Below are 26,615 nucleotides of genomic sequence, written 5' to 3'. Positions count from 1 at the left end.
GCAATGAATAAACCGACATAAAAAAAGCGATTGCTAAAAAATATGCTTGTAAAAAATTTCATTAACGAGGAATTTCTACACGGTCAATAATTTGCTGAATAATATGATGTGCAGTGAAACCTTCCATTTCCTTTTCCGGAACCATGACAACACGATGTCCTAAAATTGCATAGGCAACTTGTTTGATATCTTCCGGAATTACAAAATCACGACCATTTATTGCTGCATTTGATTTAGCCGCATCCAAAATTGCAATCGATGCACGAGGAGAAGCTCCCATGTACAACGCATTGTCTATTCGGGTTTGATGTACAATTGTTGCGATATATTGTAGTAAACTTTCGTGTACAAAAATTGATTTTATACGTTCCTGAAAAACAACAATTTCTTTTCCACTTAAAACTTTTTCAACCAAAGTTTCTTTGTTGATGTTTTTTCTATTTTGTTGTTCGTTTAGTAAAATAATTTCATTTTCTAACGAAGGATATTTAACCAAAATTTTGAACATAAAACGATCCAGCTGTGCTTCTGGTAAACGATATGTACCTTCTTGCTCGATTGGATTCTGAGTTGCAAAAACCAAAAAAGGAGGTTGTAATGGATAAGTTGTTCCATCTACGGTTACTTGTTTTTCTGACATACACTCAAACAAAGCAGCTTGTGTTTTTGCGGGAGATCGATTAATCTCATCAATCAACACAATATTTGCGAAAATTGGACCTTGCTTAAACTCAAACTCATTAATTCTTGAATTTAAAATTGACGTTCCGATTACATCAGATGGCATCAAGTCTGGTGTAAACTGAATACGACTAAAATCTGCCTGAATTGTTTTGGCTAATAATTTTGCCATCATTGTTTTTGCCACTCCTGGAAGTCCTTCTATCAGCGAATGTCCATCCGAAAGTAAAGCTAAAATTAGTTGATCAATCACATCATCTTGTCCAACAATAACTTTCTTTAGCTCAGTTTTGATGGCGTTCATTTTAACTTGTATATCCGAAAAATCTAAACGATTTTCGATTGGTTGATATGTATTCTCGTAATTCATTAGATGTTTGCTTTTTGTTTATAGTTTTCTATGATTTGGTACACAATTTTTAAATCGTGTTGAGTTGGTTGTTCTTTATTTTTTATTTGATATAAGGTTTCAAAAATCTTACTGCATTCTTCCTGCGTATAATTTGCTTTTTGAGCGACGATTTCGATGAAATTTTTATCGTTCAAATTATCCGTTTCTATCAAGAAATTTTTTCTGATTTTATATAAAAAGTAATCTATTTTTTTTGCGACAATATCTTTCACTTCACCATTTTCATGATACAAAGCAGAAATTGTTTTGGCAAATTCTACCGTATGATTTTCTTCTTTTTCGTAGATCGGAATTATGCGTTGTTCTCGTCTACTTCTGAATATTAAAAAGATAAATAATAATACTAAAAGTAATATCCAAGCTGATTGTAAGGCTGGTTGAGACAGTACAAATCGCATTGTAGATGTGTTAGATGAAGCATAAGTTTTATGCGGGTTATACCAAATAATTGTTCTGCCTTTTAGTTGTTGTAAAACAGATTTAGTGTAAAAATAACTGTCTTGATTTAATAAATAATAATTGGTAAAATACAACGGCTCAGCATGAAAAAGATAAAATCCTTTTGCATTTTTCGGTTGATTTTTCAGAAGATTAGGAAATGATCTATCATTGTATTGAATTGATCCTAAAACTTCATATTTATGATCAAAAGTTTCAAAATAATGATGCTCAATTCTTTTCTTTTTTCTGATTTTGAACGTTTCATTTGTCGTTAATTCAAAATCATCTTCAAGAGTTAGCGTGTTGGTGTAAATTGTATCCGCAGTATTGTCTTGATAATCTGCAATCATCACAATTCCTCCATTTTTAACTAAATCATCAAAATCCTTTTTGGTTTCTTCACTAAAGTAAGTTTCATTTGATAATACAACAACAGCATATTGACTGGCTTTTGAAGGATTAACTCTTATTTCAGCTAGTTTTTCTAAATCTTGAACTTTACCTTTCGATAAATTTCCAATTTCTTCGTGCGCGATGTATAATCCATACGGATCTTTACTATTCTGATTTAATTCAATTTCCCAATTTTTTGGGAAATTTCCTTTCGTATTGCATCCAATTGCAATTAAAATTGTTACGATAAAACAACCTAAACTCACTAATCTTTTTTGCGTCATCATTTGATTAAAAGATTTAATTGGTTAAACATTGTTTTATATTCATGGTATTTGTCAAGATCAACACTAAATTCTCCGAACCAAATTTGATTGAAAACGTGAGTGTTATTCGAAAATAATTGTTTTAGATTTTCGTCTTTTATTTGATTGATAAATTGTTGATTCGTCTTTTTAGGATCCCATTCAATGTGATTACGATTATATAAATTTTGTAAATTTTGATAATGTAAATAGCGAATTGCTAAAGGATAATTTTGAGCATTTTCAGCTTTCGCAATTAATCCATCTAAGTTAACTTCGGCAAGATTTTCTTCAATGTAATCAAAATCACTTTCGTCGTATATTTTCTTAGAATTCGCTTTAAAAACTCCTCCATATTTGTAAATACGATAAGCTATAAACGCTAAAAATAACGCAACAAAAGTGTAGAAAATAAAACTCCAAGGTAGACTCGCAAAAAACTGAAGTACCTTTGCCAAAAAATTAGTGAATGCATTTGGTTCATACGTTTCTGGTGGAATTTCCTTTGGTTTTACTTTTTTAATTTCTTCAGTATAATCAAATTCTTTTGAAGAATATTTTGCTTTAAAAGCTTTAAATTCTTCTGTTTTTGATTGTGCGAAAACAATTAATTGTATGAAGAATAAAAAAGGAGTAAAAATGAGTTTATACCTTTTCATTTAGTTTTAGAGATTGGTTAAACGAAAAAGTTTTTTGTCGATGTTTTATAAAAGGAAACAAGATGTAGTACCATCCAATAAAAATAATTGATAATCCAATTACAATCAAGCTTATAGATAAATTAACATCGTATAAGCGTGTGATAAAACCTTCGATAAATCCTGCAATCATAAACATCGGAATGGTAGAAACCAATATCATTACAGCTTCTTTGGCTTTTATTGTTAATGATTTTTTTCTGGATAAAGTTCCTGGAAACATAAAACCATTTCCTAACATTAAGCCGCATGCCCCAGCAATAATTATAACAGAAATTTCAATTGTTCCGTGCATCCAAATAGCGGACATTGCTTTGCCTAAAACACCTTCTTGATAAAACATATAATGAAAAGCACCTAACATGATTCCGTTAGAGAATAAGATATATCCAGCACCAATACTAAAAAATAAACCAAGTGAAAATGCATAGAAAGCTACTCTGATATTATTGATTGTTATAGCTAATGTAGATCCGGTTTCGCTACCACCTTTGTAAATAGCTGCGGGATCTCCTTTTTGGATGTTCACCAATGTTTCGTTTACATAATCGTCGCCCAAAATAAGTCTTGTAAAATCTGGATCGTAACGTGATGATAAAACTCCGATTAAAACTGCTAGCGAAAAAATTAAGAAAGAATACAACAAAAATTTTCTGTTTTTATAAACAACACTTGGAACTTCATCCGTAAAAAAAGTAACAAACTGATTAGATGACGTTCGTTGATCTTTGTAAATAGATTGATGCGCAAAAAGCGCAAGTTCGTTTAAGTAATCTTTGGTTTTACTTTTGGGGTAGTAGGTTTGCGCAAATGCTAAATCATTTGTAATTTTAATATAATTATTGGCTAAAACGTCTGGATGTACATTTAATTTATTTTTTAGATTATATTCAATTTCAGACCAATTCGCCTTATTTTTATCAATAAAATGAGCTTCTCTCATAGTAGAGTAGTTGTTAGTTAACCAAATATATGAATAAACTTTTAGTCAATACACCACAAAATGTCCAAATTGAATATAATATTGCTTCTATAGGTAAACGTGTTTTAGCTTATATTATAGATACGATTATTCGTTTGGTTTTATTATATGCACTTTTTTATTTTACCAGTTTTATTCCGCAAACAGATAAATGGATGGAATATGGAATAGATAGTGTCGTAATTTTTATCTTTTTATTGTATCCTTTGATTTTGGAAATTTTATTGAATGGTCAAACGATAGGGAAATTAATAATGAGGATACGTGTTGTCCGTTTGGATGGAAATAGAGCAAATAATTTTGACTATTTTTTACGTTGGGTTGTCGGAATTGTAGAATTGTTCTTGTTTTTTGGATTAATTGCTTTAATTACTTCAATTGTAAATAAAAATGGTCAGCGTTTGGGAGATATAGTTGCAAATACATGTTTGATAGATCTTAATCCAAAATTAGATCTTTCTCAAACTATTTTTGCTGAAGTTTCAGAGTCGTATAAAATTCGTTTTCCAGAAGTTTACAAACTTTCTGATCGTGATATTAATATTGTAAAAGATAATTTTACCTCAGCTCTAAAATCTAATAATTATGATATTTTACTGAAGTTAACTCGAAAATTAGAAGAAATAATGGATGTGAAAAGTGATGGTTTAGGTAATATAGATTTTATTCAAGTGGTGATTCAAGATCATTATCATTATCACAAAGACAAGTAAACAGTATCTTTGCAAAAAATAAAGAATAAAATGAATTGTCCTTGTTGTTCTGGAAAAGTATATGAAAATTGTTGCGAACCTTATCATACAGAAAAAGAAATTCCAAAAACTCCTGAAGAGTTGATGCGTTCTCGTTACACGGCTTTTGCAATGGTTTTGCCTGAATATTTAGTTGATACTACACATTCTTCCACGCAAAAAGATAATGATTTTAGTGATATCGAAGATTGGGCAAAATCAAATAAATGGTTAAAGTTAGAAATTGTTTTTGCGAAAGATAATAAAGTTAGATTTAGAGCTTATTATCAAGACAAACAAGGTGAAATCTACGAGCATGATGAACTTTCTACATTTGTACAAGAAAATAGCAAATGGTTTTATGTGGATGGGGAGTTTTATTAAAATAGAAAAGCCTCTGATATAGAGGCTTTTTGATTTATCTTTCTAATTGTCCAATTTTTTCCCAAGAAGGATCAATCTTTAATGTAACTGCAATAAAAACGTCACTTCCTTTTTGTTTAAAAGCAGTTCCCTCTGCCATTTCAGCATTAATTTGCGCTGATGTTAACTTAAACATCGCACCTGTAGAAGGATCTACAATAAACCCAATAATTCCTCCGAAAAGTATATTACCAAGATACCACGCATTGAATTTTTTTTTAATCTTAGTCTCAAAAGGCTTATAGCCTTCTAATACAATTTTTACGTCATATTCTTTTTTTCGTGCTAATTTAGTTTCGATTGGTGTTTTACCAATTTCTTCTTCATTAATAAAAACAGATGCCTCAGCTGGTGTACTTGTAAAACTAACTTTCTGTTTAGAGCCAGAAATAATTGTTGCACAGCTTGTAAGAGTTAATAAACCTCCTACTAATAAGATTGTAGTAATTTTTTTCATTATAAGTTTTTAGTATAATCACGAATGTGTTAAATTCAAAACAAAAATATATTACTTTACGACAAATGCAAATATTATTTTAACCTCAAAACAATTATTGATTTTTCAATTTTTCTTTGATTTCTGTATCATAAATTTCTAAAAATCGTTCGTCATAAGGATACGAATCTTTGAAACCTTTTTTTATCAAATCTAAACTTTTGTTGTAATTTATTTTAGCCGAATCTTTTTGATTTATAAGTCGATACGTTTCGGCTTTGTAATAATAAGCTTCCGCAATATTTTTATCTAAACTGATTGTTTTATTATAAAAATCTAAAGCTTTAGGATAATTTTTTCGATCAGCTTCAATTTTTCCACGATACGTGTACATTCTTGGATAGATATTATTAGGATTTTTTTCAGACACAATAAATTTATCATAATAAACAATTGCGGAATCATAATTTCCTAAGCCTTGATAAGACAAGCCCATTAAATAATATATGTTTTCGCCCCAAGGATATTCCACTACGTTTGATAATTTATCCAATCGATGAAAATCTTTTAGTGAATTTTCGTAATCTTTTAAGCGTGTTTGTTTTATCCATCCAGAATAACCTAAATAATCAATAGGATTCATCTCTATCACTTTCTTCAAGCGACGCATTCCTTCTTCATTTTCTCCTCTTTTATTATATGCAACAGAAGATTCCCACAGGATTTTTTCGTTTTTAGGATTCGTTTTTACTAAATGATCTAACATAAAGACAGAATAGTAACTTCCTTGTGGTCCGGCTGCAATATCAAATTTTTGTTTTACAGATGAAAAGAAAAATTGATAAATAGTTAAAATACTTACACAAAAAATGGGTATAAAAATCAATAATTTTATTGTTCCCCAAATAATTCGCCACGTTTTTGACTTAAAAAATGCCTTCAACTTTTCCATCTTTCAATTTTATTTGAATTTGATAATATGAATTGACATTCTTGCCGTTCCAATCATTTAATTGTTGAATAATTGCTACAATTTTCTTTTGCAAATCAGGAGAGATTTCAACTTTTTTATATTCTTTGTTAACCGATTTAATTCTGAAATAACCAATTTCATTTCTACAATTTATTACAAATCGGACATTTATATTTCCAGAAAAAATAGGGAATTTTAATTGATTGATAGGTTCCGAAATAACTTTACGAATTCCATAGCGTTCCGTTTTATAGCCAGCTTTTGAGCCATAATATTCATGAATATTAGAGGAACAAGGTTCAAAAGAAGTTTCTTGATCTATAATTTCTTTTTTATCAATCCTTCCAACTTTAGTTTTGTAAGAAAAGTAAAAAAGACTTATAGGAATTAAAGCTACAACAATAGTTAAATAGACAAAATAATTAATGTATTTCATTCTGTCTAAGATAGATAAATTTTTACATAAAAAAAAACTCAATTCATCGAATTGAGTTTTAGATTTATTTAAAATACTGTTCCGCTTCTAATACACTTTCTGGTCGACCAACATCGATTAAAATTCCGCCAGAATGGTCAAAACCAATGATAGATTCAGTTTGCATTAAATCCATATAGACTTTCATGATAGAAAATTTACCTTTCTCCGATATTTTATCAAAAAGGGTAGGAGAAATAACATGAATTCCACTAAAAGCCAATCCTTTGCAGTTATCTAAAGAATCTACTGCTTTTATTTCTTCTTCGGTTTTTAGATTTCGCCAACCTTTCAACTCATTTTGCTTATTAAAAAATAGTTTTCGAGACGAATTTCTATCCGAAACAGCCAACGTTACCAGTGCTTTATTTTCTTGATGCGCTTTGATAAATTCAGCAAGATTTAGATCTGTTAAAATATCTACATTCATCACCAAAAAATCTTCCTCAAAATTAGCTTTTGCTTTCACCAAACCACCACCAGTTTCAAGAACTTGATCCGTTTCATCAGAAATAGTAATCTCAATTCCGAAATAATTATTTTCTTCTAAAAATTCAATGATTTGATCTGCAAAATGATGAACATTAATCACAATTTCATTAATTCCGAAAGATTTCAAATATTCGATATTTCGCTGCAAAAGAGGTTTTCCGTTTACAACGGCTAAAGCTTTGGGATGATTGTCAGTAAATGGTTTTAAACGAGTTCCAAGACCCGCTGCAAAAATCATTGCTTTCATATTAATACGCCTCGTTTATCCAATTTTTTTCCTCTTGCACAACATGACGTAACGTAACTTGAGCTTCTGGAAATTTCTCTTGAATGTGTTTTGCAGTCGCATCAGCAGAATAAACCGAACGATGTTGCCCGCCTGTACAACCAAAATTGATTTCTAAATTCTCGAAATCACGTTGCAAATAATCTTCAATAGAAATGTCAATAATTTGAAAAACGCCTTCTAAAAAAACTGCAATTTTAGTTTCTGTTTCCAAGTATTTTTTCACGTCTTCGTCACGACCTGTTTGCGTTTTATATTCCTTGATACGCCCTGGATTTAAGATTCCACGACAATCAAAAACAAAACCTCCACCATTTCCTGTAGGATCGGTTGGAATTCCTTTTTTGTACGAAAAACTACGAACGTTGATATTTAATTTAGCCATTTATTTTATGATTTATGCGTTCTAACGTTTCTGGAAGAACAAGGATTTTTATAATATGTTTTAATTCTGGATAATTTTGTAATATAGGATAATCGATTATTGAATCTAAGTTTTTAAGCCCAAACGAAATACTTTCTAAAAAGTGTTTTTTTCGTTCAATAATTCCTCTCAAACCATAGGTTCCTAAAACTTGTAAAAGTCGAGCAACTACGCAATATTCATACGATTGACGAAAATCTATCGGAACCAAAGTCGGAATTTGTTTGGTTAATTCTTGGTAATAAAATTCGTACAATTCCTTCTTAAATTCAAACGGTAAATTGGCTTTTGCTTGCCAAATTAACGAAACCAAATCATAGACAACAGGTCCATACAAACCGCCTTGATAATCGATAAAATAAGGTTCGTTTTGATGAATCATAATGTTGCGCGTTTGGAAATCTCTGAACACAAAGCCTTGTGGCGAAAGTTTATCAAATTGATACGCAAAACGATCAAAATCTTTGATTAATTTTCCTGCATTGTAATCAATTCCTAAGACATCTAAAAAGTAAAAATTGAACTGAAATAAGTCTCTTAAAATTAATGTTTTATCTAATTTTGGATACGAAAAAGTATGATTAAAATCGATTTTAGTTGCACCTTGAATTTGAGCAATAGCTAATTTTTCTAACGTCTTATAATAATAAGGTTTTGCTTTTTCGAAATCAGTCAAGACAATATTCATCAAAGTTTCGTCGCCTAAATCTGTTTGAACATAGGTTGTGAAATCTTCTGAAACTGAAACAATTTCGGGAATATTATCGATGACTTTTTTTAAATCTAATGAAAACTGAATAAACACTTTATTTTCTTCGATATTAGAGCTTTCAGCCAAAATATACGATTGATTTTGATCAAAAAATCTCGAATAAACTCGAGCAGAACCTCCTCCCGAAAGTTGAGTTAAACTTTCAATTGCTTTTTGAGTAAAGTTTTCTTGCAAAAATTGAGTTGTAGTATCGTTCATCAGAATATTTTGCGAAAGTTACGCATATCAAAAATGATTTAAAAATATTTGTTTGCTGTAACCTTTTTCAAAATGTTGCATCTATTTAGTAAAACAGAATAATATGAAAAAAATAGCACTAATTATTGCAATGATTTCGTTACAATCGTGTATTACAGTAAAAGTGAATGCAGATGTTGATTCGAATGGTTTTTATAGAAAAGTGAATAATCCGAATATCAAATCGCAAGGAACTTTTTTTGACAAAAGAGTTGGGGATTCGAAATGGTCAAATTCGAATGGCGATAATTGGACAAAAGCAAAGTTTGAAGATGCTTCTGGAACGAGTTATATTAAACTGAAACTTTCAAAAAGCTTAACAGCTAATTTTCATTCTGATATCCATTTAAAAGGTGAAATGATTTTTGAAATTGTAGATCAGCACAAAGAAGTTGTTTTTAATAGAAAAATGATCAATTCTAAAGAGGAAAATTTTACCGTTGATTTACCAAAAGGAGATTATGAAATTCGTTGGAATTCTACGAATGCTACAGGAAGTTATTTTTTGGAATGGAAAGAAGAAAAGTAGTTTAAAATTTTAGCATATTTTTAAGTTTCAACATTCTTTTTTTGATGTAATTTTAGAAAGATTTTTAAATAAATAATTATGTCTTTAATAGAAGATTTAAAATGGCGTTACGCCACAAAACAATATGATCCGTCTTTGATTGTAGAAGAAGAAGACGTTAAAAAAATTGTTGAAGCAGCTCGTTTAGCACCAACATCTTCAGGTTTACAGCAATTCAGAATTTTAGTAATCAAAAACAAAGAATTACAAAAGAAAATAGTTCCGATTGCTTATGATCAGCAAATTATTGCAGATTGTTCTCATCTACTAGTTTTTGTAGCTTGGGATCGTTATACGGAAGATCGTATTGATTCTATTTACGATTATACAACAGATGAGCGTGAATTACCAAGAGGTCGTTTTGGTTCTTATACTGATAAGTTAAAAGGAATTTATTTGCCTCAAACTTCTGAAGAAAATTTTGCGCATACAGCTCGTCAAGCATATATCGGATTAGGATTTGCGCTTGCACAAGCTGCAGAACTTAAAATTGATAGTACTCCAATGGAAGGTTTTGATAACGCTGAGTTGGATGATTTATTAGATTTGAAGGAAAAAGGAATGCGAAGCGTTTTGATGCTTCCTTTAGGATACAGAGATAGTGAAGATTGGTTGGCTCCAATGAAAAAAGTTAGAAATCCGATGAAGGATTTTGCAACAAAATTATATGAATAACAAAAAAGGATTGAGTTTTCTCAATCCTTTTTTATGTTTTATTAATTATTTGAAAAAATTACACGAAAGCACTAAATCCTGTGATTGATCGACCAACGATAAGAGAATTGATTTCTTTTGTTCCTTCGTAGCTGTAAATAGCTTCGGAATCGGCTACAAAACGAGCGACATCATGTTCTAACAAAATTCCGTTTCCGCCCATAACTTCTCTTGCTCGAGAAACAACATCTCGTGTTCGCATCGTACAAAACACTTTAGCTAATGATGCGTGTTCATCCAATAAAATTCCTTCGTCTTGCATTTCGGATAAACGAAAAACCAAAGTTTGCATGGCTGTAAGATTGGATAACATTTCTACTAGATGTCCTTGTATCATTTGGAAAGATGCAATTGGTTTTCCAAATTGTTCTCGTGTACGTGTGTAGTCCAAAGCGCTTTCATATGCACCGCGGGCACAACCTGTCGCCATCCAAGCAACTCCAGCGCGTGTCATTCGTAACACTTTTGCAGTGTCTTTAAAAGAATTTGCGTTTTGCAAACGATTTTCCTCAGTTACGAGACAATCTTTTAGTGATATTAATCCATTCTGAACAATTCTTAAAGCCATTTTTCCTTTGATTTTTTCAACTGAAAAACCAGGATTATCTTTCTCAACAATAAAACCTTTTACTTCTCCATCATCCAAATCTCTTGCCCAAATAATCACTAAATCAGCAAAAGTCGCATTTCCAATCCATTTTTTTTGACCATTCAAAACCCAACCTTCTTCTGTTTTTTTACAAGTAGTTGTTAAACCACCTGCTGCTCCAGATCCAACTTCGGGTTCGGTTAATCCAAAAGCACCAATTTTGTCAAATTTTTGCATTTGAGGTAACCATTTCGCTTTTTGTTCTTCTGATCCACAAATATAAATTGATCCCATTGATAAACCTGATTGCACACCAAAGAAGGTTGCAATTGACGCGTCAATACGAGCCATTTCCATTGCCAAAACTCCTTCCATAATAAATGGTAAATTTGGACAGCTATAACCGTCATAAGTAACACCGCAAATGTTGAGTTCTTTAAATTTTGGAATTAATTCGAAAGGGAATTGATCACGAAGCCAATAATCATTGACAATTGGTTTTACCTCTTTTTCCATAAACGCTCTCACTTTTAATTGTAATTCGCGCTGTTCTGGAGTTAGTGTGTGAAAAACGTCATAGAAATCTCCATCAACTGGAGGTAGTTTTTTGTGTTTTTTATTTGGATTTAACATTTTCATCATTCCTTGAAGTTGTTTATCATCAAGTTTTGAAAAGTTTTCCATTAAAAGAGGTAAATCTACTTTCTGAGAAATTTTGTTTAATTGCTCTAAATCAACAGATTTTAGTAGATGTATGATGTTTTTTAAATTAGAAAATGCTCCTGACATATTTTGTGGTTTTTTTAACCAAAAATTATCAAAGAGCATTCCTAAAATATTGTATTGTAAGAAAATTAAGCTTTTGCTAACTTTACTTTCAAATTATCTAACATAGTTGTTGTCATTTTTTCTATATCAAATTTTGGTTGATAACCCCAATCTGCTTTTGCAACAGAATCATCGATAGAAGATGGCCAAGTGTCTGCAATAGCTTGACGGAAATCTGGTGCATAATCTAATGTGAAATTTGGAATATGTTTTTTGATTTCTGCAGCTAAATTTTCTGGAGCAAAGCTTAAACCTCCTAAATTGTAAGATTTAAATTCGCCTAATTGTTTTGGATCAGTAGACATTAATTCTACAATCGCATCAATTGCATCGTCCATATACAACATTGGTAAATAAGTTCCTTCACTTAAGAAAGAAGTATATTTTCCATCTTCGATTGCTTTATAATAAATATCTACAGCATAATCTGTTGTTCCGCCACCAGCAGGAGTTTTCCAAGAAATAAGCCCAGGAAAACGAACCGAACGAACATCTACATTATGGTTTTGTTGGTACCATTTGCACCAGTATTCTCCAGCTAATTTAGAAATTCCGTAAACTGTAGAAGGTGTTTGAATTGTATTTTGAGGTGTGTTGTCTTTTGGTGTGTCTGGTCCAAAAACACCGATTGATGATGGCCAAAAGATTTTATCGATTACTTTATCTTTTGCTAATTCTAAGAAAGTAAGCAAAGTGTCCATATTTAATTTCCAACCGAACATTGGATTTTTTTCTGCAGTACCAGAAAGTAAAGCTGCCAAATGATAAACAGTTTTGACATTATGTTTTGCAATTACTTCTTTTATTTTTTCTACATCCATTACGTCGATTACTTCATAAATTCCATCATAATCAACATCTTTAGGATCACGAATGTCAGAAATAATTACATTGTTTTTCCCATGAATTGTTTTTAATTTTTCGGCTAATTCAGAACCAATTTGTCCTAATGCACCGGTGATCAAAATCGTTTCGGTTTTCATTCTTAAAAGTTACTTTTGTTTGCGTTCAAATTTAAAAATTTTCTACTGAATTTAGATATAATAAAATAATATTTAGATATTATCAAAGAAATACGATGTTTTTGTTAAATAAACACTTATTAAAATGTGTATTCAGGATATTTTTCTGTTTTAATACTTTATTTTGAAAAAAAAATCATTCATTAAAAAAATCATTTTTGAATAAATTGAATTTAATTTATTCTTCTTTAGGTAAAAAGTATTGAGAATTGCTTAGATTATTTTATACTTTATTTAGTAAATTTGTAACAATCGTCGAAAAAAAACGACAAATCGATTCAAAAAATACTTAGTAGGAATATGAAAAAACAACTATTAGTTGCGTCATTTGCTTGCACATCGATGTTAGCAATGGCACAGGAAGGTTATCAAGCATTTAATCCAAATTATATGGATAAATCTGTTCGTCCACAAGATGATTTATACAACTATGTGAACGGAAATTGGATGAAAATCACAGAAATTCCTTCTGATAGAGCTCGTTGGGGAAGTTTTGATGAGTTACGTGAAAACACAGATAAAGTAACATTACAATTAGTAAAGGACTTAATCAAGACAAAGCACGCAAAAGGAACGAGTGAGCAAAAAATTGCTGATTTGTATGATGCATACATGAATGTTGATGCGCGTAACAAAACGGCTTTAACTCCTTTACAAAAATATTTTAAGCAAATTGATGCGATCAAAGATATGAAAGGTTTACAGGATTATTTAATCAGTGTAGCTTCTATCGGAGAGAACCCATTTTATGGTGCTTATGTATATACAGATCTTAAAAATAGTAAGCAAAATGCTGTTTATTTAGGTGATATTGATTTGACTTTAGGTAAAACATATTATCAAAAAGAAGACGCTAAGAATACTGAAACTTTAGCAAATTTAAATAAGTTCATTGATCAATTGATGCCTTATACAGGATCTAAAACAAGAGATTTAAAAGGACCAAAGATTGTTGCTTTCGAGAAAATGATGTCTAAATACATTAAAACTGTTGAAGAAGATCGTGATCCAAATAAATCTTACAATCCAGTAAAATTATCTGAAGTTAAGAATTTAACAAAAAATGTTGATATTGAACGTTATGTGAAAGCTTTAGGAATTAATCCAGAGACTGTAATTGTTGGTGAATTAGATTATTACAAAAATTTAGATAAAATTTTAAATCAAGAAAATTTACCAGTAATCAAAGATTACTTACGTTTCAAGTTAATCAATTCATTTGCAGGTTATGCTTCAGCTGATTTAGATAAAATTAATTTCGAATTTTACGGAAAAACGTTATCTGGTCAAAAAGAGCAACGTCCTTTAGAAAAAAGAGGATTAGCATTTGTTAATGGAGCAACAGGAGAGTTGTTAGGACAAATCTATGTTAAAGATAATTTTCCGCCAGAAGCTAAAGCAAAAGCTGAAGAATTAATTAGTTATTTGTTTAAATCTTTTGATAAACACATCAAAGAATTAAATTGGATGTCTGAGGCGACTAAAACAAAAGCTTTAGAAAAATTAAACAAGTTTACTGTAAAAATTGGTTACCCTGACAAATGGAAAGATTACTCTGGATTACAAGTAAAATCTTTAGCAGAAGGAGGTAACTTAATCGAAGATGTAATGGCGATTAGCAAATGGCGTCAAGCTGAAAACTTGAAAGATTTTGGAAAACCAGTTGATAAATCTCGTTGGGGAATGTCTCCACAAACGGTTAATGCATATTTCAATCCAACAAATAACGAAATCGTTTTCCCAGCCGCAATTTTACAACCACCTTTCTATGATTATAGAGCGGATGCAGCTGTAAATTTTGGAGGAATTGGAGCGGTTATCGGTCACGAAATTTCGCACGGATTTGATGATTCAGGTGCTAAATTTGACGGAGATGGAAACTTAGTAAACTGGTGGACGCCGCAAGACGAAGAAAAATTTGCTAAAGCTACAAAAGCATTAGCAACACAATATGATGGTTACGAGCCTGTAAAAGGAACGCACGTTAACGGAACATTTACATCTGGTGAAAACATCGGAGATTTAGGTGGAGCGTCTGTTGCTTTTGATGCCTTACAAATGTATTTAAAAGATAAAGGAACTTACGCTAACATAGATGGATACACGCCTCAACAACGTTTCTTCTTGTCTTGGGCTACTATCTGGAGAACTAAAGCAACTGACGAAGCTGTGGTAAATCAAGTAAAAACAGATCCACACTCTCCAGGATTCTACCGTTCTTTCGGACCAATCGTTAATATTGATGCATTCCACGATGCTTTCAAAACGAAACCAGGAGATAAATTATATAAAGCACCAAAAGATCGTATTAAAATTTGGTAATATGCTTGGCAAAATTATTGCGTGGTATAAAAATAGAAAAAGAGTTATTAAGATGACAACAATCGAAGCAATTAACAACGCTAACGTAACATTAATTGATGTACGTGAGCCTTACGAGTTAGAAACAGATGGTTTTGTACCTAATGCAATTAATATTCCATTGGGAGATGTACCAGCAAGAGTAGAAGAAATAAAAGCAATGTCTAAACCTGTTGTAGTTTTCTGTAGAAGCGGTAACCGTTCTGGTTCTGCAGCTCAGTTTTTACAAGCAAATGGATTAGATGAGGTTTTTAATGGAGGTGGTTTTAATGATGTGTTAGAAGCATTAGAAAAATAATTCATTAACATAATTATCAATTTTTATAAGAAGCCGATAAATTTCATTTATCGGCTTTTTCGTATTTTATTGATTTTTAATAGGATATTTGCGCTTTTTATATTGTAAAATATTTTTTAGGAAAAATTTCTAAAAAAATAAGTGACCAATTAGGTATTGAGGTGTCTTATGTATGAAAGCAGTTAAAATGTCAAAGAATACTATAGAAATAGAGAATATTGCGGATGACATTTTGGTGTATGAAATTGTTGAAACAAAAAATCAGCATTTGTTTGCCGTATTATATGATCGATATGCAGATAATATTTATAACAAATGTTTGAGTTTTGTAGAAGATAAAGAAGAAGCGCAAGATATGACGCATGATATTTTTGTGAAGTTGTTTGTAAAACTTAAAACATATCAGTCAAAATCGAAATTCTCGACTTGGCTGTATTCTTTTACCTACAATTTTTGTGTCAATCATGTGCAACGCAAATTAAAAATAGAACGAAAAAATTATTCGGTAACGGATGATTTGATTGATAATTATAATGAAGATGAGATTAATGATAAAGAAATTTTTGAATTAAAAATAGAAAAACTCAACCAATCATTGAAAAAGCTAGATGTCGAAGATAAATCAATTTTATTAATGAAATATCAAGATGACTTTTCGATTAAAGATATCGCATCAACTTTTGAGATTGGAGAAAGCGCAACTAAAATGAGATTGAATAGAGCTAAGAATCGTTTGTTAACTATTTATAATGCATCATAATATGGAGAATCCTTTTAAGACCATTATAGCTAACGAGAAACTTCCAGAAACGATCAAACAAAAAGTGATGGATGATGTAGCTTTAATTAAATTATCATTAGAAGTAGCAGATTTGGTTTCTGTAAAATATCCTAATGCAATTAGTAGTTTTTTTGGTTTAGGAAATAATAAAAGCAAGCCAACAAATAATAACAACGAAAAAGAAGGTTAACAAATAAAAAGATTTGTATGAATATAGGTTTAAATTTTAGTTTATTAGAAAGTTTGTATCAAGAATTGGTCATTATTTTTCCGAAAGTAATAGGAGGAATTGTGTTTATTCTGCTTTCTTATCTATTACTGAAATTGATTCTCTTTATTACCAAATATGTATTGAAGCTTTCTAAGATAGAAAATCTTAAAAAAGCTTTAAATAATAGTGATGCACTCAAAAATTCATCGATAGAAATAGATCCAACAAAAATTATCATTCAATTTGTTCGATTATTTATGATTCTTTTAATCATTGTTATCGGATCAGATATTTTTGGATTATCAGTTGTCTCTAATCAAATTGGTCGAATTATAGATTATTTGCCTCAGTTTTTTAGTGCAGTATTAATTTTTGCTGGAGGTTTTTATTTAGCCAATTATATCAAAAGTATTATAAGAGGTTTAATCAAATCAATTGATCTAAATGGAGCAACAATAATTAGTAATATTATTTTCTATGTGATACTAATTTTTACCATTATTACTTCACTTAATCAAGCAGGAGTTAACACAGATTTGATTACAAATAACTTATCCTTAATCTTAGGATCAATATTTTTGACACTAGCAATAGCTTTTGGTCTAGGATCAAAAGATATTATTTATAGATTATTATTGTCTTTTTATACAAATAGAAACTTTGAGATAGGACAAAAAGTAATCATAGAGGATAATGTAAAAGGAGTGATTATTGCAATCAATAATATATGTATGACAATACAAACTGAAAATGAGAAAGTTGTATATCCAATAAAAGTAATAACCAACAAAAAAATACGAATTATAGAGGATTAATCTTACAAACGTAGAAAGTTTAATATAACCAATCAAACCTATTTATATTAAACAAAGCCGACTTTAACCTACCAACCAAACCGTGAAAATTACCGTTTTCACAACCAAAACCTTAGATTTAATAGTAGAGTATTTTCTATAATCACTTTCTAACTATCTATTAAATCAAACTAAACCAAATTTTTAAAAAGTGACCGAATTAACCAATCGGTCACTTTTATTTTTGTACAAAGTTTATTATTTCATATAATAGTTGTACATTTGCACCTCATTACATAATAATTATTAAATAATATTGGCATGTACTTAACATCAGAAGTAAAAAGCGAATTATTCGCAAAGCATGGTAAATCTGCAACAGATACAGGATCTGCAGAAGGGCAAATCGCATTATTCACTTACAGAATTAACCACTTAACTGGTCACTTGAAAAAAAATCACAAAGATTTTAATACAGAAAGATCATTAGTTATGTTAGTTGGTAAGCGTAAAGCGTTATTAAACTACTTAAAGAAAAAAGATATCACAAGATACCGTGCGATTATCGCTGAATTAGGATTACGTAAGTAATTTTAAACACAATATAAAAGGGCAATTACGTAGAAATTGCCTTTTTTTTTGTAATAAATTAAAATAAGATACATATCTTTATATAATGCGGTTAAAGCAAACGGCTTTAACTTTAGACGAATTAAATACTAAGAAGACGAATGATTCCACAGGCGATCACAGAAAAAATTACTCTTTCAGACGGAAGAGAAATTACAATCGAAACAGGGAAATTAGCTAAACAAGCTGACGGATCTGTGGTTGTACGCATGGGCGACACCATGTTATTAGCTACAGTTGTAGCAAACAAAGAAGCCAATCCAGGTGTAGATTTTTTACCATTAACTGTAGATTACAGAGAAAAATTTTATGCAGGAGGACGCATCCCAGGGAATTTCTTCAGAAGAGAAGCAAAACCTTCAGATGATGAGGTATTAACAATGCGTCTTGTAGACCGTGTTTTACGTCCAATGTTTCCAGAAGATTTCCACGCTGAGGTTCAGGTAATGATCTCACTTATTTCTTATGACAAAAATGTAATGCCAGAAGCTTTAGCTGGTTTAGCTGCCTCAGCAGCCATTGCAATTACAGATATTCCTTTCACATTAATTTCAGAAGCTCGTGTTATTCGTTTGAATGGTGAGTTAATGATTAATCCTTCAAAAGAACAATTAGATCAAGCTGATATCGATATTATGGTTGGTGCTTCTAAAGATTCTGTTGTTATGGTAGAAGGGGAGATGAGCGAAATTTCTGAGCGTGAAATGTTAGACGCGATTGAATTTGCTCATGCAGAAATCAAAAAACAAATTGAAGCACAAGAAGCTTTAGCAGTAAAAGTAGGAAAATCTACTCCAAAACGTGAATATAGCCATGAAACTCATGACGAAGAAATTCGTGAAAAAGTATGGGCTTATGGATATGATAAATACTATGACATTGCAAAAACGCCATCTGATAAACACGAAAGAGGAGATAAATTTGCAGCTGTAGAAGAAGAATTCTTAGCACAATATGCAGAAGATGAGGAAGAGTTAGCACGCGTTAAACCTTTTGCTCACATCTATTTCCATGATGTACAAAAAGAAGCGGTACGTCAATTAATCTTAAACGAAGGAATTCGTTTAGATGGTCGTGATCCAAAAACGATTCGTCCAATTTGGTCAGAAGTTGATTATTTACCATCAACTCACGGGTCTGCAATCTTTACTCGTGGAGAAACTCAAGCATTAGCTACAGTAACTTTAGGATCTTCTAAAGATGCAAATATGGTTGATGGTGTTGTTACAAACTTCGACGAAAAATTCTTTTTACACTATAATTTCCCTCCATTCTCAACTGGTGAAGCTCGTCCATTAAGAGGAACTTCTCGTCGTGAAGTTGGTCACGGAAACTTAGCACAACGTGCTTTAGCGCAAATGTTACCAGACGATTGTCCTTATACAGTTCGTATCGTTTCTGAAGTATTAGAATCTAATGGTTCTTCTTCTATGGCAACTGTTTGTGCAGGAACATTAGCGTTAATGGATTCTGGTTTACAAATGAAAAAACCAGTATCAGGTATCGCAATGGGATTAATTACAGATACTAAATCAGGGAAATTTACAGTATTGTCTGATATCTTAGGAGACGAAGATCACTTAGGAGATATGGACTTTAAAGTAACAGGAACTGCTGATGGTATCACAGCTTGTCAAATGGATATTAAAGTACAAGGTTTATCTATGGAAATCATGGAGACAGCTTTGTTACAGGCAAAAGAAGGTCGTGAGCACATTTTAGGTAAATTATTAGAAACTTTACCAGCGCCTCGCCCACAATTGAAACCAAATGCACCAAAAGTTGTTGTAATCGAAATTCCGAAAGAATTCATTGGAGCGGTAATCGGACCTGGAGGAAAAGTAATTCAAGAAATGCAAAAAGAAACTGAAACAGTTATTGCAATTACTGAGTTAGATACAACAGGACGTGTAGAAATCAATGGTGTGATTCAAGAAAACATCGATCGCGTTGTTGAAAGAATCAAACAAATTGCTTTCGTTCCTGAAGTTGGTGAAACATATCATTCAGTTGTAAAATCTATCAAACCATTTGGAGCGTTTGTAGAGATTGCTAAAGGTGTTGAAGGTTTAGTTCATATTTCTGAATTAGAACACAGACGTCTTGAAAAAGTTGAGGATTCTGTAAACATCGGTGATAAAATTGATGTTAAATTCTTAGGTTACGATGATAAAAAGAAAATGAAATTATCTCGTAAAGCATTATTGCCAAAACCAGAAAGAACAGAAAAACCTAAACAAGCAGACAAAAAAGAGGACAAACCTCAAGATAATACAGAAGCTTAATTTAAGTTTTATATAAAGTAAAAAGTCCGAGATTTTCTCGGACTTTTTTTGTTTTTAATTATTTGAATTGTTGGGAGTTATGAAATTATTGTTAACTTTACGAAACAACAAAAACACAAAATATGAAAAAATTATCTTTATTAGCAATAGTAATTGTTCAATTTGCATTTGGACAAGAAATTTATTCTAAGGATCAAGTTGAAAAACTTCCTACTTATAAAGATTGTCAATCTAATCAGAATGGTGATTGTTTTACGAAGAAGCTAGCTTCTAAAATTAATGATGAGTTAATGGATTATGCGAATAAATTGCCTTCAGGAAATTATGTTTCGAGAATTAATTTTACGATCGATGAAAATGGAAAGTTTACAAACCTTAAATATACAGGAAATGAAGAGTTAGGCAAAAGAGCCTTAAAAGCTTTAGAGATTATTTCTTTAAGACAAGAAATGGATAATATTAATGTTATTCCGGCTTTTATTAATGGAAAAGCTGTGAAAATGTCATATACGTTACCAGTTAAAATTGAAGTTGAAGGTTAATTTTATAAAAATATTCTGAATGAAGAGTCCGAGATTTTCTCGGACTTTTTTTGTTTAATGAATCTTGATTTTGATTAGAATGATCAGTATAATGTATTGTTATTTTTTTCTAAAATTATAAAACATATATTTCTGTTAATCAATTGTATATTCGTTTTGTTTGATTAACGTAATTCTGTTATTTGACAAACAGTCAACTAGATAATGATACTTTTTTCTATAGTTTTACCAAAGAATTAATCAACCAACAACTACCTATGAAAAAATATCATTCTATTCATATTGGAGAATACATTCGTCAGCGAGTTTCAGAAATTGATGTCAGCGAGCAACGTCTTTGTAATTTCTTAAAATGTACTAATTCTCAGCTTGAAAAGTTTTTCGACTCAGAATCATTGGAAACCGAAAAGATTTTGCAATTTTCTAAAATTTTAGAATATGATTTTTTCAGAATCTATTCACATCATTTAATTCTTTATTCTCCAAAAAGAACTGGAAATTCTCAGCAATCAACTTTACCTCAATTTAGAAAAAGTTTATATACGAAGGAAATCATTGAATTTATTTTAGAATTAATTGAGTCAAAAGAGAAGACAATTCAAGAAATTCAAGAAGAGTTTAAAATTCCTAAAACAACGTTGTATAAATGGATTAGTAAGTATAAAAAGTAAACCAATGCAACCAGATTACAAGAAAATATATACTTTAATGATTGAGAAGAAGTTTCCTGAGAAACTTTCGGAATGTGCTTTTTTATTAGAAAAAGATCAATTAAATAATTTTGATGTTCAGTCTATTCAACGAATTCTTTTTAATAAACAATTAAATTTTATTGAAAATCAACAGTTTAAGGCATATGATAAAGAAACAATGATTAAGATTTTGACTTATCAAAAAGAAAATGGATTAAACAATAGTGAAGCAGCTAGTTATTTCAAAATGAGTAGAAATACAATAGCTAAATGGAGAAAAGATTTTAAAGATGAAGAATACATAATTTAAAAAAATATAATCTTTTATTCAAAAAACACAATAAATACTCATTAAATCTTTAAATATTAGGAGAACTACAGAGAATCAATTATTTTAGCAAATCGTAAAATTGAAGACAAACAAATAATGAAAAGAATTTTATTATCCACGCTTTTAGTGGTTATGCTTTTTCCTTTCAAAGTGAAAGCTGATGAAGGAATGTGGTTCTTGATGTTCATCGAACGTCTGAATCACCGTGATATGCAAAAACAAGGATTACAATTAACTTCTGAAGAAATTTATAGTATCAACAATAACTCTTTAAAAGATGCTATTGTACAATTTGGTGGTGGATGTACTGCTGAGATGGTTTCTGGACAAGGTCTTGTTTTAACTAATCATCACTGTGGTTATGGTTCTATTGCAGAATTATCAGCACCAGAACATGATTACTTAAAAGATGGTTTTTGGGCTAAGGATAAATCACAAGAATTAAAACCTAAAAGTTTAAAAGTACGTTTCTTCGTTCGTATGGACGATGTTTCTAAACGTATTTTAGGTGTTGTAAACGATAAAATGTCTGAAGCTGATCGTGAGAAAGCGATCAATCAAGAGATTGCTAAAATCGAAAAAGAAAATAGTGAGAACGGAAAATATGTAGTTTCTGTACGTTCTTTCTTTCAAGGGAACGAATATTACTATTTTGTTTACCAAGATTATGAAGATGTACGTTTAGTTGGTACACCTCCAAGTTCTATCGGTAAATTTGGTGGAGATACAGACAACTGGGAGTGGCCTCGTCACACAGGAGATTTCTCTATGTTCCGTGTTTATGGAGACAAAGATGGAAATCCTGCGGCTTATTCTACAAGCAATGTTCCGTTACAACCAAAACATCATTTACCAGTTTCTTTAAAAGGATATCAACCAAATGATTTCGCGATGATTTTGGGTTACCCAGGTCGTACAAATCGTTGGATGCCAGCGCAAGGTGTTGCTCAAAATGTAGAGTACGCTTATCCTGCATGGGTTGAAGCTTCTAAAGTGACAATGGATCAGATGAAGAAATACATGGAGCAAAATCAAAAAGTAAACATTGATTATGCTTCTAAGTATGCTGGAGTTGCGAACTATTGGAAAAATCGTGATGGAATGATTGAAGCGTTAAAACTTCACGGAACTGTTGCGAAAAAAACAAAAGAAGAAGAGAAATTCAATAAATGGGCTCAAAAAAGTGCTAACAAAGCTGAATATGGTAATGTTGTTTCGAGCTTAAATAATTATTATGCGAAAACAAATTTAGATGCTCGTCATAACAATTACATCAATATCTTGTTGCGTTATTCTACTTTAGCAAGCGCACCTTATTCTATCGGAAAAGCGTTAGAAAATTATGCAGCTGCAAATGATGCAAAACGTAATGAAATGCGTCCAAAAATTCAGAATGCAATCAATGGTTATTATGAAAAAATGTATTTACCATTAGAAAAAGATTTATTGGCAGCTCAATTAAATTTATATGCTTCTAAAGCAAATGAAGCTGGTTTAGCGCCTTATGTAGCCGATTTAGCGAAAAAAAATAATAAGAATTTTACATCTTTTGTAAATGATGCAGTTGAAAGAAGTTTCTTCGCAGATCAAAAACAAGTAGAGAATTTCTTAATTTCTCCAGATGTAGAAGTATTGAAAAAAGATCCTTTATATGTTTTATCAAATGCTTTAGTAGAAAGAGCTTCTAAACAAACTGATGAACAAGCAAAATTGAATGATGCATATTCTAAAAATTTCCGTTTATTAGTAAAAGGTTTACGCGCGTCTAAAATCGGAAATATTTTATATCCAGATGCTAACTCTACATTGCGTTTAACTTACGGATCTATCCAAAATTTACCAAAAAGTACAAATCCAAAACGTCAACCAGATGTTGCTTCTAATTACTTCACAACGTTAGAAGGTACAGTTGCAAAACACATTGCAGGTGACGAAGAATTTGAAAATCCAAAGCGTTTATTAGACTTAGCAAAAGCAAAAGATTATGGACAATATGCGGATAAAGATGGATATTTACACGTGAACTTCTTATCAAATAATGATATTACAGGTGGTAACTCAGGTTCTCCAGTAATGAATGGTAAAGGTGAATTAATCGGTATTGCATTTGATGGAAACATTGAAGCAATGGCAGGTGACGTAATCTTTGATCCTAAATTACAACGTACAATTTCTGTAGACATTCGTTATGTTTTATGGGTTGTTGATAAATTTGCAGGAGCAAAACACATCGTTGATGAAATGACAATTGTAAAATAGTACAACACATCATATTTTATAAGGCTTCCGATTTTGGAAGCCTTTTTTATTGTAAACAATTTATAAGAAGTAACTTTGCTAAAATTTATTAAGATGAAGGTTATTCCGTTGTTAGAAGGAGTTTATTATGTAGATACAAAAAAAGATTTTCATTATCTAAGTGATGATATTGAAGCTAAACGACCAATTGATGGATATAATTTGATTGTTCGTCCTTTTTTGATCCAAACTAAAACGGATAATATATTGATTGATTGTGGTTATGGTAGTGAGGTAGATTGCGAACCAAATATTCTAAGAAAGTTACGCGAACATCATATCGAACCAAGTCAAATCACGAAAGTTTTGATTTCTCATTTACATAAAGATCATATTAATGGAATTGGAACATGGGTAGGAGAGCAGTTTGTATGTAATTTTCCTGAAGCAGAAATCTATATTCAACAACGCGAATATGATTATGCAATTGCTCAAACAAATAATTCGTACAATTACGAACGATTAGAAAAATTAAAATCATTCAAAAATATTGTTTGGATGAATAATGAAAATTTTGGTCAAATTTCTGAGAATATTCAATTAGAAGTAACGGGAGGACATGTTCCGTTTCAGCAGGTATTTTGGATAAAAGAAGACGGAGAAACTACATTTTATGGTGCTGATAATTTACCTCAATTAAACTACTTTAAGTATCATGCAGCTTTCAAAAATGATGTTGATGGCGTTAAAGCAATGGAAGATCGTTTACGCTGGGAACAACAAGCGAAAGAAGAACATTGGAACATTCTTTTTTATCACGGAAAGCGTACTGATACAAAACAATTTTAATTGTTTTGACAGCTTATAAGACCTTAATTCCAAAACTTGAAACTAAACCTTCTAAATTTTCTTTAGAAAATGTAGCACCTTTTATTTGATTTTCGTTTGGATTAATCTTGAAATGGAAAGAAGTTTTAAGATTTGCTTGTTTTAAGTCAGTTTGATCAAAAATAGCGTTCGAGAAATTACATTCGTCAAAAAAAGAATTGGATAAATCTGCGTAAGAAAATTCGACATTTTGCAACGAGCATTGTACAAATTTAGTACGTTTCAAAGGAAGTTGATAAAACGAAGAATCATTTAGTACGCAATTTTCAAAAGTTACGTTTAAAGCAAATTGATTACATGTTTCAAGGTTAAACCCAATCATTTTACAATTCTTAAACATAACTTGCTGAAATGCCGTTTCGTCTAATTTTACAAGACTCAAATTACAATCAATAAATTCGCAATCAATGAATTTTGATTCGCTTAGATCAATTTCATTAAAGTTACAATTTTCAAATTTACAACTTTCGTAATCTCCTCTTTCAAAGGGATTAATAGTGAAATCGATTTGTTGAATTTCTTCTTCAAAATGATAATTTGAGTCCATAAAAATTATTTTTTAACGATAAAATTTTTCAATGCTAACCAAATAACCATCACAATCAAGTCGATATATATACCAACTTTTAGTTGATCAATTTGCGAGCAAAGATTTTTTCCTGTTAACTTAGAAATACATGTTTCAATTCCATCCGTTTCATTTTTTATACTCAACATGGTGTCGATAATGAAATAAAATAGAAATGGAATTACACAAATTATTAAGCCAAGAATAATGTAATAAATTGTTTTTTTCAAGGAATTAATCTTCAAAAGTTACTTTAATTTCTTGTCCAAATTGTAGTATATAACCATTATTGTCATATATAGCAAATTCTCTCATATCCCACTCAAAAGATTCAATTTCATAAACAACTTCGCATTCATTTTTCAACTGACTCCACAATTCATCTATGTTGTCAACTACAAAATAAAATGATCCTGTAAAGGCAGCTTGTTTAAACTCTGCTGAGTCATTTGGATAAGCTAACATAATTTCTACATCATCTTTTTGTAAACAAGCCCAAATCCAGTCTTCGTTTTGATCAGCAATTTTGAATCCTAATTTTTTATAAAATTTTGTTGTTTTCTGTAAATCTTTTGTCCAAATAATTGGACGTAAACTTTTAAAAGCCATAGTTAATATTTGTTGTTAAAATTAGTCTAATTTTTCCAGAATTTCCACCACATTTTTTTAGGGATTTGATGTTTGATAACTTCTAATAAATGAAGTTTTTGAGTAGGAATTTCGTTTGTTTTAAAAGTGATTCCATTAGTCTCTATTTCTTCAAAATCACCATTTTCTACAACTTTGTAAAGAATACTTTCTTCATTGATGACGAAAATTTTATCGTTAGAATAATAAAAATAATGTTGAAGGTTTTCTATTTCAGAATAAGCTTCGATGATAACTTCTCTATTTTTATCAAGAGAATTAATTTTTAAATAACTTATCCAATCAATTATATTTTTATTTGTAAGATTTTGATTGAATTGTAGAAGATATGTTCTCGAATTTTTCATGAAAATAGTACACTCTAATTCATCGTTTTGAGAATAGTTTAGATTAAAGAAACTCTGAATCAATAGTTTCAGTTCTTCAAAATAATAATTTTTAATATAAATAATCGTCATATTTTTCA

General features: G+C 30.6%; 32 protein-coding genes. 16 read left to right on the top strand and 16 right to left on the bottom strand.

From position 1 onward, the window contains the following. Positions 1-61: 61 nt before the first annotated feature. Genes QHG34_RS04845 through QHG34_RS04830 form a run of 4 tightly spaced genes read right to left on the bottom strand, consistent with a single transcriptional unit; the run spans position 62 to position 3,873 of the window. The gene (locus QHG34_RS04845) at positions 62-1,051 is read right to left on the bottom strand and encodes an AAA family ATPase (RefSeq protein ID WP_282629068.1); all 990 of its coding nucleotides are present in this window, start codon (positions 1,049-1,051) and stop codon (positions 62-64) included. After that, positions 1,051-2,211: a hypothetical protein gene (locus tag QHG34_RS04840; protein ID WP_282629067.1), complete on the bottom strand. Its 1,161-nt coding sequence runs from the start codon at positions 2,209-2,211 to the stop codon at positions 1,051-1,053. The genes QHG34_RS04845 and QHG34_RS04840 overlap by 1 nt, the downstream gene beginning before the upstream one ends. Continuing rightward, a complete protein-coding gene (locus QHG34_RS04835; RefSeq protein WP_282629066.1) occupies positions 2,211-2,891 on the bottom strand; it encodes a hypothetical protein in 681 nt (226 codons plus the stop codon). Before QHG34_RS04835 ends, QHG34_RS04840 begins: the two co-directional genes overlap by 1 nt. Further along, positions 2,878-3,873 carry a stage II sporulation protein M gene (locus tag QHG34_RS04830; RefSeq protein WP_282629064.1) on the bottom strand — a complete coding sequence of 332 codons (996 nt, stop codon included), beginning with the start codon at positions 3,871-3,873 and terminating at the stop codon, positions 2,878-2,880. Before QHG34_RS04830 ends, QHG34_RS04835 begins: the two co-directional genes overlap by 14 nt. 29 nt (positions 3,874-3,902) lie before the next feature. Between QHG34_RS04830 and QHG34_RS04825 the strand changes: the two genes are divergently transcribed. Further along, complete coding sequence (locus tag QHG34_RS04825; protein WP_282629063.1) at positions 3,903-4,625, top strand: RDD family protein; 723 nt, start codon at positions 3,903-3,905, stop codon at positions 4,623-4,625. Positions 4,626-4,655: 30 nt separating this feature from the next. Beyond that, positions 4,656-5,027, top strand: coding sequence for a YchJ family protein (locus tag QHG34_RS04820; protein ID WP_282629061.1), 372 nt, complete (start codon positions 4,656-4,658; stop codon positions 5,025-5,027). 34 nt (positions 5,028-5,061) lie between these two features. On the opposite strand, the gene QHG34_RS04815 is transcribed toward QHG34_RS04820, so the two are convergent. The 6 genes from QHG34_RS04815 to QHG34_RS04790 all read right to left on the bottom strand — a co-directional run bounded on the left by QHG34_RS04815 (position 5,062) and on the right by QHG34_RS04790 (position 9,122). Next, positions 5,062-5,523: a PEGA domain-containing protein gene (locus QHG34_RS04815; protein WP_282629060.1), complete on the bottom strand. Its 462-nt coding sequence runs from the start codon at positions 5,521-5,523 to the stop codon at positions 5,062-5,064. 94 nt (positions 5,524-5,617) lie between these two features. Further along, complete coding sequence (locus QHG34_RS04810; protein ID WP_282629059.1) at positions 5,618-6,454, bottom strand: tetratricopeptide repeat protein; 837 nt, start codon at positions 6,452-6,454, stop codon at positions 5,618-5,620. Then, a complete protein-coding gene (locus QHG34_RS04805) occupies positions 6,429-6,911 on the bottom strand; it encodes a hypothetical protein (RefSeq protein ID WP_282629058.1) in 483 nt (160 codons plus the stop codon). The genes QHG34_RS04810 and QHG34_RS04805 overlap by 26 nt, the downstream gene beginning before the upstream one ends. 64 nt (positions 6,912-6,975) lie before the next feature. Then, positions 6,976-7,689, bottom strand: a complete 714-nt coding sequence (locus QHG34_RS04800; RefSeq protein ID WP_282629057.1) for a nucleotidyltransferase family protein — start codon at positions 7,687-7,689, stop codon at positions 6,976-6,978. 1 nt (position 7,690) lies between these two features. After that, positions 7,691-8,113 (bottom strand): RapZ C-terminal domain-containing protein, encoded by a 423-nt coding sequence (locus QHG34_RS04795; protein WP_282629056.1) that lies wholly within the window; start codon positions 8,111-8,113, stop codon positions 7,691-7,693. Continuing rightward, positions 8,106-9,122 (bottom strand): aminoglycoside phosphotransferase family protein, encoded by a 1,017-nt coding sequence (locus QHG34_RS04790; protein ID WP_282629055.1) that lies wholly within the window; start codon positions 9,120-9,122, stop codon positions 8,106-8,108. Before QHG34_RS04790 ends, QHG34_RS04795 begins: the two co-directional genes overlap by 8 nt. Before the next feature lie 103 nt (positions 9,123-9,225). On the opposite strand from QHG34_RS04790, the gene QHG34_RS04785 reads away from it, so the two are divergent. Then, on the top strand, positions 9,226-9,690 hold the full coding sequence (locus tag QHG34_RS04785) for a hypothetical protein (protein WP_282629054.1): 465 nt from the start codon (positions 9,226-9,228) through the stop codon (positions 9,688-9,690). Between the two features lie 78 nt (positions 9,691-9,768). Continuing rightward, complete coding sequence (locus tag QHG34_RS04780; RefSeq protein ID WP_282629053.1) at positions 9,769-10,404, top strand: NAD(P)H-dependent oxidoreductase; 636 nt, start codon at positions 9,769-9,771, stop codon at positions 10,402-10,404. Positions 10,405-10,462: 58 nt separating this feature from the next. On the opposite strand, the gene QHG34_RS04775 is transcribed toward QHG34_RS04780, so the two are convergent. Next, entirely contained in the window at positions 10,463-11,821 is a 1,359-nt protein-coding gene (locus tag QHG34_RS04775; protein ID WP_282629052.1) for an acyl-CoA dehydrogenase family protein, read from the bottom strand. Positions 11,822-11,886: 65 nt separating this feature from the next. Continuing rightward, a complete protein-coding gene (locus QHG34_RS04770) occupies positions 11,887-12,843 on the bottom strand; it encodes an NAD-dependent epimerase/dehydratase family protein (RefSeq protein WP_282629050.1) in 957 nt (318 codons plus the stop codon). 339 nt (positions 12,844-13,182) lie between these two features. Between QHG34_RS04770 and QHG34_RS04765 the strand changes: the two genes are divergently transcribed. From QHG34_RS04765 to QHG34_RS04710, 12 genes are all read left to right on the top strand, one after another. Continuing rightward, positions 13,183-15,204 (top strand): M13 family metallopeptidase, encoded by a 2,022-nt coding sequence (locus QHG34_RS04765; protein WP_282629048.1) that lies wholly within the window; start codon positions 13,183-13,185, stop codon positions 15,202-15,204. 52 nt (positions 15,205-15,256) lie between these two features. Further along, positions 15,257-15,541 (top strand): rhodanese-like domain-containing protein, encoded by a 285-nt coding sequence (locus tag QHG34_RS04760; RefSeq protein ID WP_282629046.1) that lies wholly within the window; start codon positions 15,257-15,259, stop codon positions 15,539-15,541. 187 nt (positions 15,542-15,728) lie between these two features. After that, positions 15,729-16,301, top strand: a complete 573-nt coding sequence (locus QHG34_RS04755) for an RNA polymerase sigma factor (protein WP_282629045.1) — start codon at positions 15,729-15,731, stop codon at positions 16,299-16,301. A gap of 1 nt (position 16,302) precedes the next feature. Further along, positions 16,303-16,512, top strand: coding sequence for a hypothetical protein (locus tag QHG34_RS04750; RefSeq protein WP_282629044.1), 210 nt, complete (start codon positions 16,303-16,305; stop codon positions 16,510-16,512). A 17-nt stretch (positions 16,513-16,529) separates the two neighbouring features. After that, positions 16,530-17,348: a mechanosensitive ion channel family protein gene (locus QHG34_RS04745; RefSeq protein WP_282629043.1), complete on the top strand. Its 819-nt coding sequence runs from the start codon at positions 16,530-16,532 to the stop codon at positions 17,346-17,348. A 300-nt stretch (positions 17,349-17,648) separates the two neighbouring features. Beyond that, positions 17,649-17,918: a 30S ribosomal protein S15 gene (gene rpsO, locus QHG34_RS04740; RefSeq protein WP_038333654.1), complete on the top strand. Its 270-nt coding sequence runs from the start codon at positions 17,649-17,651 to the stop codon at positions 17,916-17,918. A 140-nt stretch (positions 17,919-18,058) separates the two neighbouring features. Continuing rightward, positions 18,059-20,242 (top strand): polyribonucleotide nucleotidyltransferase, encoded by a 2,184-nt coding sequence (locus QHG34_RS04735; RefSeq protein ID WP_282629041.1) that lies wholly within the window; start codon positions 18,059-18,061, stop codon positions 20,240-20,242. 122 nt (positions 20,243-20,364) lie between these two features. Next, positions 20,365-20,784, top strand: a complete 420-nt coding sequence (locus QHG34_RS04730; RefSeq protein WP_282629040.1) for an energy transducer TonB family protein — start codon at positions 20,365-20,367, stop codon at positions 20,782-20,784. 257 nt (positions 20,785-21,041) lie between these two features. After that, positions 21,042-21,455, top strand: coding sequence for a transposase (locus QHG34_RS04725; protein WP_282629038.1), 414 nt, complete (start codon positions 21,042-21,044; stop codon positions 21,453-21,455). Positions 21,456-21,459: 4 nt separating this feature from the next. Beyond that, a complete protein-coding gene (locus QHG34_RS04720) occupies positions 21,460-21,786 on the top strand; it encodes a helix-turn-helix domain-containing protein (protein ID WP_282629036.1) in 327 nt (108 codons plus the stop codon). A gap of 117 nt (positions 21,787-21,903) precedes the next feature. Further along, positions 21,904-24,066, top strand: a complete 2,163-nt coding sequence (locus tag QHG34_RS04715) for a S46 family peptidase (RefSeq protein ID WP_282629034.1) — start codon at positions 21,904-21,906, stop codon at positions 24,064-24,066. A 93-nt stretch (positions 24,067-24,159) separates the two neighbouring features. Further along, complete coding sequence (locus QHG34_RS04710) at positions 24,160-24,894, top strand: MBL fold metallo-hydrolase (protein ID WP_282629033.1); 735 nt, start codon at positions 24,160-24,162, stop codon at positions 24,892-24,894. Between the two features lie 13 nt (positions 24,895-24,907). On the opposite strand, the gene QHG34_RS04705 is transcribed toward QHG34_RS04710, so the two are convergent. The 4 genes from QHG34_RS04705 to QHG34_RS04690 are packed head-to-tail and all read right to left on the bottom strand — an operon-like array spanning position 24,908 to position 26,607. Then, positions 24,908-25,480 carry a pentapeptide repeat-containing protein gene (locus tag QHG34_RS04705; RefSeq protein WP_282629032.1) on the bottom strand — a complete coding sequence of 191 codons (573 nt, stop codon included), beginning with the start codon at positions 25,478-25,480 and terminating at the stop codon, positions 24,908-24,910. A 5-nt stretch (positions 25,481-25,485) separates the two neighbouring features. Further along, positions 25,486-25,731, bottom strand: coding sequence for a hypothetical protein (locus QHG34_RS04700; RefSeq protein WP_282629031.1), 246 nt, complete (start codon positions 25,729-25,731; stop codon positions 25,486-25,488). A 4-nt stretch (positions 25,732-25,735) separates the two neighbouring features. Then, complete coding sequence (locus tag QHG34_RS04695) at positions 25,736-26,110, bottom strand: VOC family protein (protein WP_282629030.1); 375 nt, start codon at positions 26,108-26,110, stop codon at positions 25,736-25,738. Positions 26,111-26,136: 26 nt separating this feature from the next. After that, complete coding sequence (locus tag QHG34_RS04690; protein ID WP_282629029.1) at positions 26,137-26,607, bottom strand: hypothetical protein; 471 nt, start codon at positions 26,605-26,607, stop codon at positions 26,137-26,139. Between the last annotated feature and the right edge of the window lie 8 nt (positions 26,608-26,615).

This window comes from Empedobacter sedimenti, from assembly GCF_030005555.1.
In the GTDB taxonomy this organism is placed as follows: Bacteria; Bacteroidota; Bacteroidia; order Flavobacteriales; family Weeksellaceae; genus Empedobacter; species Empedobacter sedimenti.
This window is presented reverse-complemented; position numbering and strand designations above follow the sequence as displayed.

Excerpts from the sequence above, each read along its gene's own strand:
- QHG34_RS04845 (WP_282629068.1), bottom strand. The coding sequence starts at position 1,051 with ATGAATTACGAGAATACATATCAACCAATCGAAAATCGTTTAGATTTT.
- QHG34_RS04840 (WP_282629067.1), bottom strand. The coding sequence starts at position 2,211 with ATGACGCAAAAAAGATTAGTGAGTTTAGGTTGTTTTATCGTAACAATT.
- QHG34_RS04835 (WP_282629066.1), bottom strand. The coding sequence starts at position 2,891 with ATGAAAAGGTATAAACTCATTTTTACTCCTTTTTTATTCTTCATACAA.
- QHG34_RS04830 (WP_282629064.1), bottom strand. The coding sequence starts at position 3,873 with ATGAGAGAAGCTCATTTTATTGATAAAAATAAGGCGAATTGGTCTGAA.
- QHG34_RS04825 (WP_282629063.1), top strand. The coding sequence starts at position 3,903 with ATGAATAAACTTTTAGTCAATACACCACAAAATGTCCAAATTGAATAT.
- QHG34_RS04820 (WP_282629061.1), top strand. The coding sequence starts at position 4,656 with ATGAATTGTCCTTGTTGTTCTGGAAAAGTATATGAAAATTGTTGCGAA.
- QHG34_RS04815 (WP_282629060.1), bottom strand. The coding sequence starts at position 5,523 with ATGAAAAAAATTACTACAATCTTATTAGTAGGAGGTTTATTAACTCTT.
- QHG34_RS04810 (WP_282629059.1), bottom strand. The coding sequence starts at position 6,454 with ATGGAAAAGTTGAAGGCATTTTTTAAGTCAAAAACGTGGCGAATTATT.
- QHG34_RS04805 (WP_282629058.1), bottom strand. The coding sequence starts at position 6,911 with ATGAAATACATTAATTATTTTGTCTATTTAACTATTGTTGTAGCTTTA.
- QHG34_RS04800 (WP_282629057.1), bottom strand. The coding sequence starts at position 7,689 with ATGAAAGCAATGATTTTTGCAGCGGGTCTTGGAACTCGTTTAAAACCA.
- QHG34_RS04795 (WP_282629056.1), bottom strand. The coding sequence starts at position 8,113 with ATGGCTAAATTAAATATCAACGTTCGTAGTTTTTCGTACAAAAAAGGA.
- QHG34_RS04790 (WP_282629055.1), bottom strand. The coding sequence starts at position 9,122 with ATGAACGATACTACAACTCAATTTTTGCAAGAAAACTTTACTCAAAAA.
- QHG34_RS04785 (WP_282629054.1), top strand. The coding sequence starts at position 9,226 with ATGAAAAAAATAGCACTAATTATTGCAATGATTTCGTTACAATCGTGT.
- QHG34_RS04780 (WP_282629053.1), top strand. The coding sequence starts at position 9,769 with ATGTCTTTAATAGAAGATTTAAAATGGCGTTACGCCACAAAACAATAT.
- QHG34_RS04775 (WP_282629052.1), bottom strand. The coding sequence starts at position 11,821 with ATGTCAGGAGCATTTTCTAATTTAAAAAACATCATACATCTACTAAAA.
- QHG34_RS04770 (WP_282629050.1), bottom strand. The coding sequence starts at position 12,843 with ATGAAAACCGAAACGATTTTGATCACCGGTGCATTAGGACAAATTGGT.
- QHG34_RS04765 (WP_282629048.1), top strand. The coding sequence starts at position 13,183 with ATGAAAAAACAACTATTAGTTGCGTCATTTGCTTGCACATCGATGTTA.
- QHG34_RS04760 (WP_282629046.1), top strand. The coding sequence starts at position 15,257 with ATGACAACAATCGAAGCAATTAACAACGCTAACGTAACATTAATTGAT.
- QHG34_RS04755 (WP_282629045.1), top strand. The coding sequence starts at position 15,729 with ATGTCAAAGAATACTATAGAAATAGAGAATATTGCGGATGACATTTTG.
- QHG34_RS04750 (WP_282629044.1), top strand. The coding sequence starts at position 16,303 with ATGGAGAATCCTTTTAAGACCATTATAGCTAACGAGAAACTTCCAGAA.
- QHG34_RS04745 (WP_282629043.1), top strand. The coding sequence starts at position 16,530 with ATGAATATAGGTTTAAATTTTAGTTTATTAGAAAGTTTGTATCAAGAA.
- rpsO (WP_038333654.1), top strand. The coding sequence starts at position 17,649 with ATGTACTTAACATCAGAAGTAAAAAGCGAATTATTCGCAAAGCATGGT.
- QHG34_RS04735 (WP_282629041.1), top strand. The coding sequence starts at position 18,059 with ATGATTCCACAGGCGATCACAGAAAAAATTACTCTTTCAGACGGAAGA.
- QHG34_RS04730 (WP_282629040.1), top strand. The coding sequence starts at position 20,365 with ATGAAAAAATTATCTTTATTAGCAATAGTAATTGTTCAATTTGCATTT.
- QHG34_RS04725 (WP_282629038.1), top strand. The coding sequence starts at position 21,042 with ATGAAAAAATATCATTCTATTCATATTGGAGAATACATTCGTCAGCGA.
- QHG34_RS04720 (WP_282629036.1), top strand. The coding sequence starts at position 21,460 with ATGCAACCAGATTACAAGAAAATATATACTTTAATGATTGAGAAGAAG.
- QHG34_RS04715 (WP_282629034.1), top strand. The coding sequence starts at position 21,904 with ATGAAAAGAATTTTATTATCCACGCTTTTAGTGGTTATGCTTTTTCCT.
- QHG34_RS04710 (WP_282629033.1), top strand. The coding sequence starts at position 24,160 with ATGAAGGTTATTCCGTTGTTAGAAGGAGTTTATTATGTAGATACAAAA.
- QHG34_RS04705 (WP_282629032.1), bottom strand. The coding sequence starts at position 25,480 with ATGGACTCAAATTATCATTTTGAAGAAGAAATTCAACAAATCGATTTC.
- QHG34_RS04695 (WP_282629030.1), bottom strand. The coding sequence starts at position 26,110 with ATGGCTTTTAAAAGTTTACGTCCAATTATTTGGACAAAAGATTTACAG.
- QHG34_RS04690 (WP_282629029.1), bottom strand. The coding sequence starts at position 26,607 with ATGACGATTATTTATATTAAAAATTATTATTTTGAAGAACTGAAACTA.